This is a genomic window from Microcoleus sp. BROC3 (genome assembly GCF_036702515.1).
Taxonomy (GTDB): Bacteria; Cyanobacteriota; Cyanobacteriia; order Cyanobacteriales; family Microcoleaceae; genus Microcoleus.
Map to the genome: position 1 here is coordinate 67,743 of NZ_JAUBTQ010000035.1, position 15,121 is coordinate 82,863.

The 15,121-nt window shown below is 46.3% G+C and carries 13 protein-coding genes; 5 read left to right on the plus strand and 8 right to left on the minus strand.

What is annotated here, in order from left to right; all coding sequences use genetic code 11:
• Positions 1-269 precede the first annotated feature (269 nt).
• Positions 270-2,144, plus strand: coding sequence for an NAD(P)H-quinone oxidoreductase subunit F (locus QUB30_RS21700; RefSeq protein ID WP_333337325.1), 1,875 nt, complete (start codon positions 270-272; stop codon positions 2,142-2,144).
• 144 nt (positions 2,145-2,288) lie between these two features.
• Here QUB30_RS21700 and QUB30_RS21705 read toward each other — a convergent pair whose 3' ends face one another.
• Positions 2,289-2,864 carry a Uma2 family endonuclease gene (locus QUB30_RS21705; protein WP_333337351.1) on the minus strand — a complete coding sequence of 192 codons (576 nt, stop codon included), beginning with the start codon at positions 2,862-2,864 and terminating at the stop codon, positions 2,289-2,291.
• A gap of 164 nt (positions 2,865-3,028) precedes the next feature.
• Between QUB30_RS21705 and QUB30_RS21710 the strand changes: the two genes are divergently transcribed.
• From QUB30_RS21710 to QUB30_RS21720, 3 genes are all read left to right on the plus strand, one after another.
• On the plus strand, positions 3,029-4,543 hold the full coding sequence (locus tag QUB30_RS21710) for an NADH-quinone oxidoreductase subunit M (RefSeq protein ID WP_333337327.1): 1,515 nt from the start codon (positions 3,029-3,031) through the stop codon (positions 4,541-4,543).
• Positions 4,544-4,720: 177 nt separating this feature from the next.
• Entirely contained in the window at positions 4,721-5,887 is a 1,167-nt protein-coding gene (locus QUB30_RS21715) for a CO2 hydration protein (RefSeq protein WP_333337329.1), read from the plus strand.
• Between the two features lie 25 nt (positions 5,888-5,912).
• Entirely contained in the window at positions 5,913-6,056 is a 144-nt protein-coding gene (locus QUB30_RS21720; protein WP_333337331.1) for a hypothetical protein, read from the plus strand.
• A 179-nt stretch (positions 6,057-6,235) separates the two neighbouring features.
• On the opposite strand, the gene QUB30_RS21725 is transcribed toward QUB30_RS21720, so the two are convergent.
• The 4 genes from QUB30_RS21725 to QUB30_RS21740 form a co-directional block, all read right to left on the minus strand.
• Positions 6,236-6,955 (minus strand): PHP domain-containing protein, encoded by a 720-nt coding sequence (locus QUB30_RS21725; RefSeq protein WP_333337332.1) that lies wholly within the window; start codon positions 6,953-6,955, stop codon positions 6,236-6,238.
• A gap of 190 nt (positions 6,956-7,145) precedes the next feature.
• Positions 7,146-9,521, minus strand: a complete 2,376-nt coding sequence (locus QUB30_RS21730; RefSeq protein ID WP_333337334.1) for a bifunctional serine/threonine-protein kinase/ABC transporter substrate-binding protein — start codon at positions 9,519-9,521, stop codon at positions 7,146-7,148.
• Between the two features lie 170 nt (positions 9,522-9,691).
• The gene (locus QUB30_RS21735) at positions 9,692-10,453 is read right to left on the minus strand and encodes a ZIP family zinc transporter (protein ID WP_333337335.1); all 762 of its coding nucleotides are present in this window, start codon (positions 10,451-10,453) and stop codon (positions 9,692-9,694) included.
• 426 nt (positions 10,454-10,879) lie between these two features.
• Positions 10,880-12,118 carry a HetZ-related protein gene (locus tag QUB30_RS21740; RefSeq protein ID WP_333337336.1) on the minus strand — a complete coding sequence of 413 codons (1,239 nt, stop codon included), beginning with the start codon at positions 12,116-12,118 and terminating at the stop codon, positions 10,880-10,882.
• A 54-nt stretch (positions 12,119-12,172) separates the two neighbouring features.
• Between QUB30_RS21740 and QUB30_RS21745 the strand changes: the two genes are divergently transcribed.
• Positions 12,173-12,445, plus strand: coding sequence for a hypothetical protein (locus QUB30_RS21745; protein ID WP_333337338.1), 273 nt, complete (start codon positions 12,173-12,175; stop codon positions 12,443-12,445).
• Positions 12,446-12,634: 189 nt separating this feature from the next.
• Here the strand turns inward: QUB30_RS21745 and dtd are convergent, their stop codons facing one another.
• From dtd to QUB30_RS21760, 3 genes are all read right to left on the minus strand, one after another.
• Positions 12,635-13,090: a D-aminoacyl-tRNA deacylase gene (dtd, locus tag QUB30_RS21750; RefSeq protein ID WP_333337341.1), complete on the minus strand. Its 456-nt coding sequence runs from the start codon at positions 13,088-13,090 to the stop codon at positions 12,635-12,637.
• A 177-nt stretch (positions 13,091-13,267) separates the two neighbouring features.
• A complete protein-coding gene (locus QUB30_RS21755) occupies positions 13,268-14,422 on the minus strand; it encodes a GTP-binding protein (protein WP_333337343.1) in 1,155 nt (384 codons plus the stop codon).
• A gap of 125 nt (positions 14,423-14,547) precedes the next feature.
• On the minus strand, positions 14,548-14,979 hold the full coding sequence (locus QUB30_RS21760; protein ID WP_333337345.1) for a glycosyltransferase: 432 nt from the start codon (positions 14,977-14,979) through the stop codon (positions 14,548-14,550).
• Positions 14,980-15,121 lie beyond the last annotated feature (142 nt).

Sequence of the window (15,121 nt, forward strand, 5' to 3'; positions counted from 1 at the left end):
AGGGGGATCGCGGGGAAACTGGCAAAAAAGGCAGTCTTGGCCGATCTGCGGGCGTTTTTTTCTTTGAGTGCCGAGCCTAAAAATTCTTTAATTTTATATGGAGAGAATTTTCAGTTTTGATGCTTTAATGTATAGTGAATCTTGAGTGCAAATTATTTTGCCAGAACTATACGATCGAGTTTAGTCAAAGTTTTAGGGTATCGGGCGATCGCCCGCGACTGTTTTTGTATGAAGGCAGCCGGTAATTTGAAGTTTAAGGGATAGATTAAATGACTCAATTTCTCCTCCAAGCCTGTTGGTGGGTACCTTTATATGGCTTAATAGGCGCAATTTTAACTTTGCCGTGGTCTACGGGTACCGTTCGCAAAACAGGCCCGAGACCTGCAGCTTACTTCAATTTGCTGATGACGGTGTTGGCTTTCCTGCACGGGTCAGTTATTTTTACAGCGACTTGGGATCAACCGCCCCAACAGTTGCTCGTCCACTGGGTGCAAGCAGCAGATTTAGATTTGTCTTTTGCAATAGAAATCTCCACCGTCAGCGTGGGAGCAATGGAGTTAGTTAGTGTTCTGAGTTTGCTAGCACAAATTTACGCTCTAGGCTACATGGAAAAAGACTGGGCGCTAGCTCGATTTTTTGGGCTGATGGGTTTTTTTGAAGCGGCAATTAGCGGCATTGCCATTAGCGACTCGCTGCTTCTAACTTACGCTTTGTTGGAAGTGCTGACGCTTTCAACTTACTTGCTAGTCGGGTTTTGGTACGCTCAACCGCTGGTAGTAACAGCCGCTAGAGATGCGTTTTTAACCAAGCGTGTAGGAGACGTGCCACTGCTGATGGGAGTAGTGACGCTTTCAACTTTAGCAGGAAGTTTGAATTTTTCCGATTTGGAAACATGGGCTGAAACTGCAACTTTGTCTCCTGTAGTCGCGACTCTTTTAGGTTTGGCTTTAATCTCCGCACCTACGGCCAAGTGTGCTCAATTTCCCTTCCATCTATGGCTCGACGAGGCGATGGAAGGGCCCAACCCGGCTTCGATTATGCGGAATACGGTAGTTGTAGGCGCTGGGGCTTATGTTTTGATTAAACTTCAGCCTGTTTTAGCGCTGTCGCCGATCGCCGACGGGGTGCTGGTGGTGTTGGGTGCGGTGACTGCGGTTGGCGCTTCCTTGGTGGCGATCGCCCAAATCGACCTCAAAAGAGCACTATCGCATTCTACCAGCGCTTCTATGGGTTTGGTGTTTATCGCCGTGGGGCTAAATCAAGTTGACATTGCTTTGCTGTTGCTGTTCGCGCACTCGATCGCCAAGGGCTTATTATTCATGAGCGTAGGGTCAATTATTACCACAACTAACACTCAAGATTTAACAGAAATGGGTGGGTTGTGGTCGAAGATGCCTGCCACGACTACGGCTTATTTAGTAGGCGCTGCGGGGATGGTGGCGCTGTTGCCTCTGGGCAATTTTTGGGCGATGCGCCGCTGGCTCAACGGTTTTTGGACGGTGCCTTTGTGGTTGGTAATTGTGTTGCTTTTGGTTAACGGTTTGACGGCGCTAAATTTAACTCGCATATTCGGTTTAGTGTTTGTCGGAAAACCGCAGCCGAAAACTCGCAGAGCTCCAGAAGTTGGTTGGCAGATGGCTTTGCCAATGGTAATTTTGACGGTGATGGGGCTGTTAGTGCCTTGGATGTTGCAGAAGTGGCAACTGTTAATTAGTTGGAGCGGGCCTTGGGCGGAAACGGGAGATTTTGATGCTTTAAATTTGCTTTTGAAGACGCTGGATACGCCGCTGTTGATTTTATCTGGGTTGATTGGCTGTGCGGTTGGGGTGGCGATTTATTGGTACGGGGTTTTACCTCGACCGATACGGCTACCTGTTCCGGTTTTGCAGGATTTGTTTGCTTACGATTTTTATATCGATCGAGTTTACCGCTTGACTGTCGTTTGGGCTGTGGCTTCTATTTCTAAAATCAGCGCTTGGACTGACAGGTATTTGGTGGACGGGGCGGTTAATTTGTTCGGTTTGGCGACAATTTTCAGCGGCGAAGGGTTGAAGTACAGCGGCACCGGTCAGTCGCAGTTTTATGTGTTGACTATTGCGGGGGGGGTTGCTGTGTTGCTGGCGTTGATTATTTGGCAGTTTTAAACCGCAGAGGTTGGCAGATGAACTTTTCGGGGTTTGTCTGCTTTTTGTCTGATGTTATTTAATTTTAAACCGCAGATGAGGGGAGATGAACGCAGATGAACGCAGATGATTTTATTCTGGGTTTTTCTGCTTTTTTATCTAATTTTACTCAAACTCGATCGGCCACAATTCGGCAACCCGAACTTCCCAACCGGGCAAAAGTTCGGGAATTGAAATCATGTCGCCGTCTCTCAATACCACTGGCTCGGCTGTCGGAGTGTAAATTGTTACTGTGCCCTTGTCAGGGTCGATTAATATCCCTACTTTGGCTCCGAGTTCGATGAATGATAAAATTTTTTCTCGCAGGGGTTGGAGGCGATCGGACTGAGATTTGATTTCTACAACTAAGTCGGGAACGAGTTCGGCAAAATACCTTTTACTTTGCTTGAGGCGATCGGCTACCACAAACGAAACGTCCGGTGCTGTAAGATTTGAATTGGGGAGAATAAACCCGCCGCTGGACTCGAAAACTCGTCCGAGTTTGCGGGGTTCGACCCAGTTAAGCAAAAGTCTGCCAAACTCAAGTCCAATTTCGCTCGATACAATGTCTGATGGGCCCGTAACGATAATCTTCCCGTCTACCAGTTCGAGTTGGTAGTCTAGATGTGCTTCCGAGAGTATACCTTGCAGTTTTTCCAAGTCGGCAACGGTGAGGCGGGTGGAAGGAGAACCGGATTTAATTTGCAAATCTTATCGATCTGTAAGACTTGAGGTCATAGGAGGATTCCAGAGACATTTGAATCTATGTTAACAAGAAAATCAGCCGATCGCTTTTATATGTAGTTGCTTTGCGTTAATGTTAAATATAGCTCTAAATACTGTGTAACAAAGGAAAGTTTTAATTGATGCTCAGTGCTTTAATCTGGATACCTATTTTGGCGGCGGCTCTGATTGGACTCTGGCCCGGTGCGATTAGTTCTAAGATTGTTCGGAATGTCGCGATCGCCATTGCGGGTATAACTTTTATACTCTCGGTGATTTTGGCAGTTCAGTTTGATACCAGTACCAGTCAGTTGCAGTTTTCGGAATTTATTCCTTGGATAGATGTTTTGGGATTGAATTACAATCTCGGCGTTGATGGTTTGTCTCTGCCTTTGGTAATTTTAAATACTCTGCTGACAGGGGTAGCTATTTACGCTACGGATGAGTCGATCCGCAGACCTCGACTTTATTATTCTTTGATGCTCTTAATTACCGGCGGGGTAACAGGGGCTTTTTTATCTCAAAATTTGCTGCTGTTTTTCCTGTTTTTTGAGGTAGAATTGATTCCGCTTTACCTGTTAATTGCGATTTGGGGAGGCGAGCGCCGGGGTTATGCTGCTACTAAGTTTTTAATATATACTGCATTTTCGGGAATTGTGCTGCTGGCTGCTTTCTTGGGGACTGGTTGGCTTAGCGGTGCTTCTAGTTTCGATATGGTTGGTTCAGCGGGCGCATCGCATTTGGCAGGAGGATTGCCATTGCCTTTGGTAAGGCAAATTGTTTTGCTGGCAGGGGTGTTGCTGGCTTTTGGGATTAAGATGCCTTTAGTGCCTTTTCATACTTGGCTGCCGGATGCTCACGTAGAAGCTTCGACGCCGGTTTCGGTGCTCCTGGCGGGGGTGCTTTTGAAACTGGGAACTTATGGGATGCTGCGCTTTGGTTTGGGTTTGTTTCCGGATGCGTGGGCGGTGGCGGCGCCGATTTTGGCGAGTTGGGCGGTGGTAAGCGTGCTTTACGGGGCGAGTTGCGCGATCGCCCAAAAAGATATGAAAAAAATTGTAGCTTACAGTTCGATCGCTCACATGGGCTACATTTTGTTAGCTAGCGCCGCAGCTACTCCGATTAGTATCTTGGGAACTGTTTTGCAAATGGTTAGCCACGGTTTAATTTCGGCGCTGCTATTTTTGAGTGTCGGTGTTGTTTACAAAAAATCGGGCACCCGCAACATCGATGTGCTCAAAGGTTTATTCAATCCCGATCGCGGTTTGCCGATGATTGGCAGTTTAATGATCCTCGGCGTGATGGCAAGTGCCGGCATTCCGGGTTTGGCTGGATTTATTGCTGAATTTTTGATGTTTCGGGGCAGTTTGCCAGTGTTTCCCGTGCAAACTTTCCTCTGCATGATCGGCACTGGTTTGACTTCAGTTTACTTTTTAATTATGGTCAACCGCGCCTTTTTCGGCCGCCTTTCGGATTTGGTGGTAAATTTGCCGCAAGTCCGCTGGCGCGATCGCATCCCTTCGCTGATTTTAGCAATAATTATCGCAATCATGGGAGTGCAGCCGGGAGTTTTAGTTGCTTTGAGCGAAAAAACTGCGATCGGAATGGTAGCTAATGTGCCACCCCAAGTTAAAGTGATTGCTCAAAACTTGAAATAAAATATGAACTAGGTTCGTAGTGAGGAATGCAAGTCCTCTCTTAACAGCTTTTAGTCCATAGGTTCGTAGTCAGGAGTGCAAGTCCTCTCTTAAGAGCTTTTAGCCCATCATTAAAGGACTTTAGTCCTTACTACAAACCTATTTCTTCGTTCTTCCTTCTATTCAGGCTTAATTAAAATGACAAGTACCGTATTAAAACCATCTTCTCATCCCCTATCCGCATACATTGACATCTTGGAATCAGGCAAAGCTTTGCTTCCTGAATCTACGGAAAATGTGGTTGAAGTTGTCGGCGTGCTGAAAAGTTATGGTATTGTTTTAGATGCCTATTCTCGGAATCTCAATTATATTGCAGAAGAACAGTTTTTAGTGCTTTTTCCGTTTTTTAAATATTTCAACGGAGATGTGACTCTGCCCAAATTAATGCGCTATTTGTGGCACGATCGCATTAATTTTGAGTATGCTGAGTATTGCATGAAAACAATGCTTTGGCACGGCGGCGGGGGTTTGGACAGTTATTTGGATTCCTTGGAATTTAGCAGTTTGGTCGAAAAAGCGATCGCAGCTAAATTGAAAGGCAATTTTTTCATGCAGGCACTAAACAAAACCTTTCCCGATTTTTTGCCGGAACAAGTGCGGATGCTGGCTTACTACACAGGTCTCGGTCAGTTTTGGCGGGTAATGAGCGATTTGTTTATGGACTTATCTGATTCCTACGATCGAGGGGAAACTAAGTCTATTTCTGATGTAGTTGATTTTGTCAAAGCCGGTTTAGTCGCCGCGGCCAGCCTACCGATTACCTACAGCGTCAAGATTGGCCCTCAAGTCTACGATATACTGCCAGCGACGGCTAATTTGACATTTTTACCAGATGTAGCCGTGCCTTATGTAGAGGCTGTTTTCTTTCGGGGCACTGCGTTTTTTGGCACAGTTTCATACAATGCTCAAGCTCATCAAATCCCGGAAGAACAAAGAGAATTTGCCTACGGGGCTTTGTTTGCTGACCCTTTACCGATTGGAGGTGCAGGGATTCCGCCAACTCAATTGATGCAAGATATGCGGCATTATTTGCCGGAGTATTTGCACGAAGTTTATCGCACTAGCTGTCGGGGTGAAGACGATGTGCGGGTGCAAATTTGTCAGAGTTTTCAAAAGTCGATGTTTTGCGTGACGACGGCGACTATTTTGGGTCTAGCACCTCATCCAATGAATACATCTGATTATGAGGAAAGAAAGGCTAATCGGGCTTATTTGGAAGGTTGGATGGATCGATTTGGGAATTCTCGCTTGGATTGGGCAAATCAGCCAACTAACAGGGCCTGTCAGTTGTTCCCCGAACGGTAGAATGGCGACTGGTTTTTAGGGCGAAATGTCTCTAGGAGTTGCAAAAATATTACCAGCTTTGGTGATTGCTTTCCTTTGGATTGCGAAAGCTAATGCTGGCGATCGCCATGATATCACGTCCAGTGAAATAGCCGTTATCAGGCAAGTAGTGAGGACTGAAGTCCTCTGATTTTTATGAGGACTTCAGTCCTCACTACAAACCAATTTTATAGTGGTAGTTTTAGCGGACATGATATGACATGGTGAACAGCTTGTTTTCGGGTCATTGGGATTGCTTTCATAAGAGATCGCTCCGCTAACGCTTAGGCTGGCAATGACAGGATAAAGCACTTGTTATTTCCGAACTATTTAGATCCGGACTAGAAGACTCAAACCGTGAGAGTCAGTTCCGCAAGTTCCAAGCAAACCATAAGTTTCTGCTAAATCTTTGACTAAAGCAGTTTGTATGGGACTGGGTTTCCAAGGATTGGGATTACCGTAAGCATAGTAAATTTCTACACCGTCAATGCCGAAACGGGCTGCTTCTGGGATTAGTTTATCTGCAGTCGATCGATACCTGCAAGGATGTGCGAGAACTGCTAAACCTCCTGCTTCATGAATAGCTTCAATTACCCTGGCTGCTGGATAATTAGCGCTGCCTTCAGTACCTTTACCTCGCAAGTAAGGTTGGAGACTGGGATGTTGCGGATCGAAGGCGTAAGCGAGAATGTGTACGTCGTTGTTGAGCAATTCGGCATTAATTTCAGCACCCGTCCATAGAGTTGGTGCTGCGATGTTGTTCTTGGGATGGTTTAATTTCCAATTATCCAACCAAATTTGAGCTTGCTCGTAGCCTTTGGTGCTGTGGTGGTCTGTAATAGCTAAGCCTTTGAGACCGATCGCGATCGCTTGTTCCATCACTTTTTCTGACTGCGATCGCCCGTCAGAGTTAATTGTGTGCATATGGAAGTTGTAGGAACCGGGACAGCTATCGGCATCAATTGTCTGCAAGACTTTTTTGAGTGCTGAGATATTTTGGGCTTCAGGTTTGAGACTAGAATCGGGGCAGTGAGCGAGATTGACAGTCATAAGGGTTTCTATAAAAAAAACTAGCCTTGTTTAATATATCCAATAAATTGATATGTTGCACCGAGCGCGATAGTCGCAATAGCGATTTACCGTGGCGCGGGGGCGGGTTTATGAGATTATTGATTTTAGGCAATTATGGTTGGTAAAACCTGCCTCTACAGGTTTGTTGAGAATGGCACAAGATATTAGTTCAATCGCATTTTAAACCGGCGGCGGCGGCTGTGGGAAATTCGATCGGCACAAATGTAACTCCAAACTGTTCTCTAGAACACGGCACAATATGCGCCAGTCGTTTAGGAGGGTTTTTCCGATTTCCAGTCTTCGGGTCAAACTCAATTATACCCGTGGCTCCTTCGGCTTTAAAGTTGGGATCGGCTAAGGTTTTTTGCATTCCTTCGCGGCTGGGTTCTGGCTGCATTTCTAGGGCTTTAATCAGCGTCCGGGCGGCATCGTAGGTTAAAGCCGATCGAGTATTGACCGGGCCTCCCCACAATTTTTCAGCGTTTTGCGGAAATTTTTTGTCAAAACTTATTAACGGATGCCAAAACACGGATACGCCCAGTTTTTCAACAGACTTTAGCTGTTTTGCTACTTCTAACGTTCTCAGCTCGTACAGAGTCCAGGGCCCGACAATCCAATTGCGATCGCCATTAGCTTTAATCATTTCGATCGCATTTTCTACGGAATTAGTTACTTGACCGTCTGGAAAGACGGCTATGGCTTTTATTCCGGCTTTCTCAACTTCTTCGAGCGCTGCTTCTGCGTTGAAATCATTTTTGGATAAGTTATTATAATTTCTGAGTCTAAAAGTTTGGCCTCCTTTGGCTTCAAATTGCTTGGTGAATTGTTCCCACAAAGAATAGCTGAACGGACTGTCGGGATTGTAAAAAACTGCTACTTTTTTTGTGTTTACGCTCAGCAATTGATTTACTAAACCTTCAGCTTCTATGCTAGTTGTCGGAGCAGTCCGAAAGAAAAATTTTCTAGGTTTGCGCGTCAGTTCTTCTGTTGTGCTTCCCGGAGAAAGGGCGACCAGTTGATTTTGATTGTAAATATCTACGGTTTCCACAGTCATGTCGCTGGTATAGTGTCCGATGACTGCTAGAATATCGGGCTGAGCAACCAGATAATTAGCCCTTTGAACGGCGTAGGATTTGATATTTCCATCATCAGCAATGATAACTTTGAGACCTTTTTTCCTAATAGCTTTTGGTTCTATAAAGCCTTGACCGGGAAAATCTTTATTGTTCTCATTTGCAGCCAGAAGACCTAAATTAACTTCGGTTTGAGCTTGAGCAATGCCACGGAGCAGTTCTTCGGCTAAATTTGCGTTGAGGATGCTGCCGTCCTGATTTCGACGGATAGGGACAACAATTGCGATCGTGTAATATTCTGCATTTATTGCCTTTAGCAGAGCATTGTTAATGTAAATTAAAGTTTCTGGATCTCTGCGGTCTTCCCGCCAGGACTGTTTGAGCAATTTTAAAGCTTCGGGATAATTTGAGTCGGCAAACTCATTAATTCCCCTTTGTTTTGACCACAGGGCGGAGGTTTGCACTAAGAGTTTTTCGCCGGAACTTACACCATCGGCGGAGGGTATAGCCACCGTTGGTTGCGCGGAAATTCTGGGGATTAGCGGGGAAACTCTGGGGATTAAAAATACGATCGCCAATGCAGCGCCCAGTCCCGCAAATCCTAACAGCAGCCAGCGAAAATTCGAGCGATCTTTCCCTAGTTTCAAGGCTTCCAACACTTCAGTAGCAGATTGGTAGCGCTGCTGAAAGTTGAAACGCACCATTGTATTTAAAATATTTCTGAGACGATCGCTAAGGCGATCGGATGTTAAATGTTCCCATAGAAATTCGCAATTATCGGGGTCTTGCGGTAGATTTCTGGGAGACCGCCCCGTGAGAGCTTGGATGGCGATGATTCCTACTGCGTAAATATCATTGTAGGGTTGCGGGACAGACCGGGGATTGTATTGTTCCGCAGGCATATAACCGGGAGTACCTATCGCCTGCGATAATATTTCACCTGTAGAGTTAGCCGTAAAAGTGCTGATTTCTGTGACCGCTCCAAAATCAATCAGAACAATTTTACGATCTTTTGTGCGCCGCATTAAGTTATCAGGTTTAATGTCGCGGTGAATAACATTTGCTTGATGAATAGAGTTTAATATTTCTAATATTTCCCATAAAAAGGTCCTTGCCTGTGCTTCCGTCCACTGCTGACCCTGAGCGAGTTCTTGACTTAGGCGAGTTCCTTCAATGAATTCTAGAACTAAGTAAAAATTGCGATTTATCTCAAAATGATCGAAGAATTGGGGAATGCGCGAGTTATTGCTGAGAGTCTGCAAAGCGTTAACTTCCATTTGAAATCGCCTCGTGGCTCTTTCCAATACCTGGGGATTTTCGGATTCAGGAAAAGGAATTTCCTTGATGGCGCACGGGGGATTTCCGGGGTTTTGTATATCTTGAGCCTTGTAGGTTCTAGCAAATCCTCCCTGTCCTAATAGAGCGATGATTCTGTAGCGTCCGGCCAGTATCTCTCCGGGATTGAGACACATAAATTTTATAGTTCCTTGTGGAGGTGCGATCGTTGATGTTGATTATAATCTTTTTTGTTGCCAGATACAGCTTGGCAACATATCAAATTCGTCTTTGTCTCTATCAAAAACACTATAACTCTCAGCAATTCGCAATTCTACATTAGTGATGATCGATCGCTAATTCCCAATTATCTTTCCCCTAACTTGCTGAGTACAAAAGCAGCTAAAAAACCGCAGACAGTAATTAGTCCTGCAAAATCGTGAGTTTCCTCGAATGCTTCGGGAATCATAGTATCTGAGATCATTGCTAAAATACCCCCTGCTGCTACGGCGGTAGTGGCGGCTATTACTTCCCCAGAAAAGTGGCTGAAAACCGCATATCCTAACAATGCTGCGATACCGGAAATAACTGCGATCGCGCCCCAAACTCCAAAAACGTAACCGATCGATCTCCCTGCTTTTTTCATGCCGGCGGCGCTGGAAAGTCCTTCGGGAATGTTGGAAAGGAAAATTGCCGCTACTGTCACCCAACTGACAGCGCCTCCAGAAATCATGCTGACGCCAACGACGATCGACTCCGGTATCCCGTCTAACAGCGCGCCGAGGGCTATGGCTAATCCGCCACCGCCTGACTCTGTTTTAGCTGGGTGCAAAGCGCCCGATCGCTTGCGGTGTTTTGCTCCCTGTTGATTCAAAAACCAATTGGCGGCTGTGTAGACAGCAGCGCCCCCCAAAAAGCCGATCGCCGTCGAGTCGAAACCGCCGCGCTTGTAAGCTTCATCCATCAGTTCAAAGGATAGCGCTGAAATCAGCACACCAGCGCCAAAAGCCATAATTGTCGCGATCGCGCGCTGAGGAATGCTCGCAAAGTAACCCACCGCCGCTCCCAGTAGCAGCGCCGAACCCCCCACTAAACCCCAAAATCCTGCCTGCAACCACACTGGAAACATCAGCCACACCTCAGAGGAAAATTTTTTATGCCCGCTGCAAAATTATATAGTTTTAATTGCGGGCCGACAGCGGATACAGCATTTCTCAACCGAGCGAGGTACTGCCTCTTTAGCAAGCAATTTCCAATGACTAATGACTGATAACTAATAACTAATAACTAATAACTAATAACTGATGACTGATGACTAATAACTGATAACTGATGACTGATAAAAACAAATTCCCCAGCATAACCGGGGAAGGGAAAATTTTATAAAAAGTAATGTTGTTTTAATAAATTGAATTTGCCAAAAAGCGGCGATAAATTAGTAGCAGCCCTTGTTAATTTGAGAGCGGACGCCGGGGCGGGCATTCCTGTGCAGGTGCCGCACCCGATCGCATTTTCCAGTCTCAAGAAAACAGTTGCATTCATATTTGAGTACCAATTAAGCTTGGCTGCTGTTGCGAGTCTGGCTAGCCAGCTCCAACAGTTGCGCCCAGCGTTTTTGGACTTGTTTGGGAGTGCATTTGAGCGCGGTGGCGATCGCCTTGTCGCTTTCTTGATTCCGCTTCATTTCTAACAGTTGCTGCATTTCCGGCGAGAGTTGAGCGCGAAATGCTTCCCATTTATCAGAAGTCATTCCCAGCTTTTGATCGACATCAGCACCCAGCCATTCGTGCACGAGTTGCCAATTTTGAGTGCGGGCAAATTTTTCGACGTGGTACTTAAACCGCTGTTGCAAGTAGTCGCGCTGGCGGGAAGACAAACCGAGCACGCGGTCAATTTCCGAAGCCGAAAGGTCTTGCAATTTTAAAGTTAAGTAATTCACGCATTCTGGCTGATTTTGCGATTCCAGATAGGCGATCAATTCCGAGACTACTCGATCGCGCAGCACTGCATCAGCCGGATCGACAGTTTCCGATACCATTTGCTCGCGCACTTGTTGCAGCGCCGGAGAGCGGCTGTACATTTCCGCCTCTTCTCCCTTGCCGGATTCTACAGCCATTTCAATGTCGATCGCAGTTTCCGGAGGCTGGCCCTTGGCAAATCCTTGAGCGCGCAACACGATCAGGCGCTGGCGGTTGCGGCCGGGCAAACCGATTTGGCGCTTGGCGTAGTGTTCGGTGAAAGCCATGTACTCAGCCAATTCTAGCTGGGTGCGGGGCTGGTAGGTGGCATCGAGTTGGTGTTCGCGGCGGAAAGCGCGCAGAGATTCGATGTAAAAGCCTTGCAAAAAGTCTTCAATCATGTTGTAGCGAGCTTGGAAGTTCAAGTTCGATCGGAAGGAAGCAACATGGCGGTAAACCATCGCCGCGAGGTGGGAGTGCAGTTCGACGCGGCCTTGTTTGGAACCGAGGCGGTAGTATTGCAGGATTTTTTGCAACCGGTGCTCGGCCAAGGTGATTTGCCAAGCTTCAACTTCGCCGGAAATTTGGATGCGATCGCTTTTTTGGCAAATCCGTTCGACTTCCTTAGCAATCCGCATTGCCACTGCTTGAGCGCTGCGGCTGGCAGTTTTCATTTCCCCTTGCAATTCTTTGAGGGCGAAGTCAGCCAAAGCGAGGATATCGATGCTGGAAACAGTATTGATTTCGGCGTTTGGTTCGCCAACCGTGGCCGGAATGCAGTTGAAGCTAGAAGCGGTGTTGCAGTTGACGGTGTTGGTGGCAGTTTTGAGAGTCATGGCGTTTATCGGGTAGTAGCGCACAGCGTGCGAGGACATTTCTCAGAGAGTGAGGTGGCAGTTGCTGGCGGTTTCGCTTGCTGTGCTGATTCAACTCTCTATACATTGAATGTTACGGAAGTAGAGATAACCGCAGTGATGCCAGTGTTCCACTCTCTCATGCAACAGTTTTTGGCTGCTGAATCTGATTCTAAGCGCTGGCTGTGGAAGATTGGTTTTATTGCCATTAAAGCCTTACTGTACAAGCATTCTGAGCTATTGGGAAGGTGGGGCGATCGCTCTTTGAGATCGGGGTGCTCCGAGGCCGCTGAGTGGACGATTTACTAACTGGCTATTTGAGGCGGTTTTGGGCGATCGAGATTCTGGAATCGAGACTTGGCAGAGTGTAGCGAACTGCAATGTATTCTGAAGCTACGGCACAGCAGTTAGGAAACCCGGTTAATCTGAAAATTTGATCTGATCGAAGAAAGAAGAAGGCAGAAGGAAGAAGCACAGAGAGCTTTGTTTGCAAACAATTCACGCTGATTCTTTATCTAATACCAAAGTCACCGGCCCGTCATTATCGATCGAGACTTGCATCATCGCTCCAAACTGCCCTGTTTCGACTTTTAAGCCGCTCTGGCGCAACTTTTCGACAAATTTCTCATAAAGAATTTCGGCTCGTTCAGGAGCCGCTGCTCGATCGAAGGAAGGTCGCCGACCTTTGCGACAGTCGCCATAGAGCGTAAACTGACTGACAACCAGCAACTCGCCGCCGATGTCCTGTACGGACTTGTCCCAGCGGCCCGTATCCCCGGCCGAGTCTGGAAACAAACGCAATTCTAGGCATTTGCGAGCCATCCAATCGAGTTCTGCTTCGGTGTCGGTGTCTGCAATACCTACAAGCAAGTTAAGTCCGCGGCCAATTTTGCCGACAATTTGACCTTCAATTTCGACTTGAGATGATTTTACTCGCTGGATGATGACTCGCATTGGAAATTAGAAATGCTTAAATTTAAAACTAAAAATCAAAAGGTAAACTTCCCTTTTTAATAGGAATTATGAAAAGAAACCCGGTTGCTCGGATAAATCTCGGTTTTGACCGCGAAGTCTCGACGAAAAAACCGGGTTTCTAGCCAGCGCACGTCTGTTCTGTTTAATTTTCAACCTTTAGTTTTTCCCAAAACCTTTGCCGCGATTGGTTGAAGGCATACAAAGACAGTTTTCGAGTTGCGATCGCAAAGTCTCGGTATCCAAACCCTGACCGATGAGAACAAGCTGGTTTTTCCGCTCACCTTTCCACTGGTCGTCATCCATTGAAAATCGCTTGCCGCTCAAGTGGAAAATATGCCGTTTGGGACTTTCTTCAAACCACATAATTCCTTTCGCGCGAAACACGTTTGTTGGCAGTTGGTTGTCTAAGAAATATTGAAATTTCCTCAGAGAAAACGGCTTGTCGCTCTGGAAAGAAATTGAGGTAAATCCGTCATTTTCTAAATGGTGTGAGTGGTCGTGACCGTGATGGTCGTGATGGTCGTGATGGCCGTGGTCGTGACCGTGATGGTCGTGATGTTCGTGGTCGTGATGTTCGTGATGTTCGTGGTGGTCGTGGTCGTGATGTTCGTGGTCGTGATGTTCGTGACTGCTAGGAGTTTCTTCAGATTGGAAATATTTGTCAGATTCAAACAATCCGACGCTGAGGACTAGCGGTAGGGGAACTTGCGATTTTACCGTTCGCAGAATTCGAGCACCTTCTTTGACATCGCGAATCTTAACTTCCAACAAATCTAAATCTGCTTCTTCAACCAAATCTGTTTTGTTGAGGATAATTATATCGCCGTAAGCTATTTGACTGTAAGCTGCTTGAGAGTTGAACAAATCTAAGCTGTAGTTGGCTGCGTCTACTACTGTAACTATCGAATCTAGACGAGTCAGGTCGCGCAGTTCTGTGCCTAAAAAAGTCATTGCTACTGGCAGCGGGTCGGCGAGTCCGGTTGTTTCGACTACTAGATAATCGAGATTTTCTTGACGTTCCAGAACTTTGTAAACTGCATTAACTAAATCTTCATTAATTGTGCAGCAGATGCAGCCGTTGTTCAGCTCAACCATGTTGTCGTCGGTGGTGACAATCAGTTCGTTGTCGATGCCGATTTCGCCAAATTCATTGACCAAAACTGCTGTTTTCAAACCCTGCTGGTTGGTCAGGATATGGTTGAGCAGGGTTGTTTTGCCGCTGCCGAGAAATCCTGTAATGATTGTAACGGGCAATCCGTGTTTGGGAGCGTCCATCGCCAGTTCTGTTTCGGACTGAGTTGTAGATTGCATAGCTTGAATGTCAAATAAGGTCTGAAGCTTCAACTTGTTGCTTTTATTGTATCTTATATTAATTCCGAACAGCGCCCTGCAAGCGCTAATTATCGGAAGTTACCAACTATGCGATCGCACCCTGTTTAATTTGGCGATCGAATTGTTGGCAAAAGTACCTCTAGGAGTTGGTCTGCAACGTGTTTCCAGGTAAACCCAGCCGCTACAGATTTGGGGCCTGCTTCGCGAGAGCGATCGCACAAGTCCGGCTGTTCTATAATATTTTTCATTAAGGCGATCGAATGTTCTAAATCTGGCATCAGGCGAAATATCGGCTGACCGTTAGAAGTACCTTCTTGAAACGTACTTTCGACGTGCCAAGCAAAATCTGGAGTTGTAAAATCATCCGTCGGGCCGCCTTTAGTGCAGATGATCGGCAAGCCACAAGCAATTGCTTCTAGTGCTGGCAAATTGAAGCCTTCTGCTAAATAAAGAGATACGTAGGCATCGGCGGCTTGATAAAGTTGAGCCATTTTTGCAAAAGACAGTGTTTCTCCTATGTAAGCCATGCGCGGCAAAACTTTTTCTGCTTCGTCAAATGTTAGTTCCTCTATGTTTTGAGCGATCAGAGAATCAGACTCATATATAGCAATCCTAAATCATTTGTGAATTTCTTACTCCCTCCCCGCGGGTTCGGGGAGGGTTGGGGTGGGGTAAAAA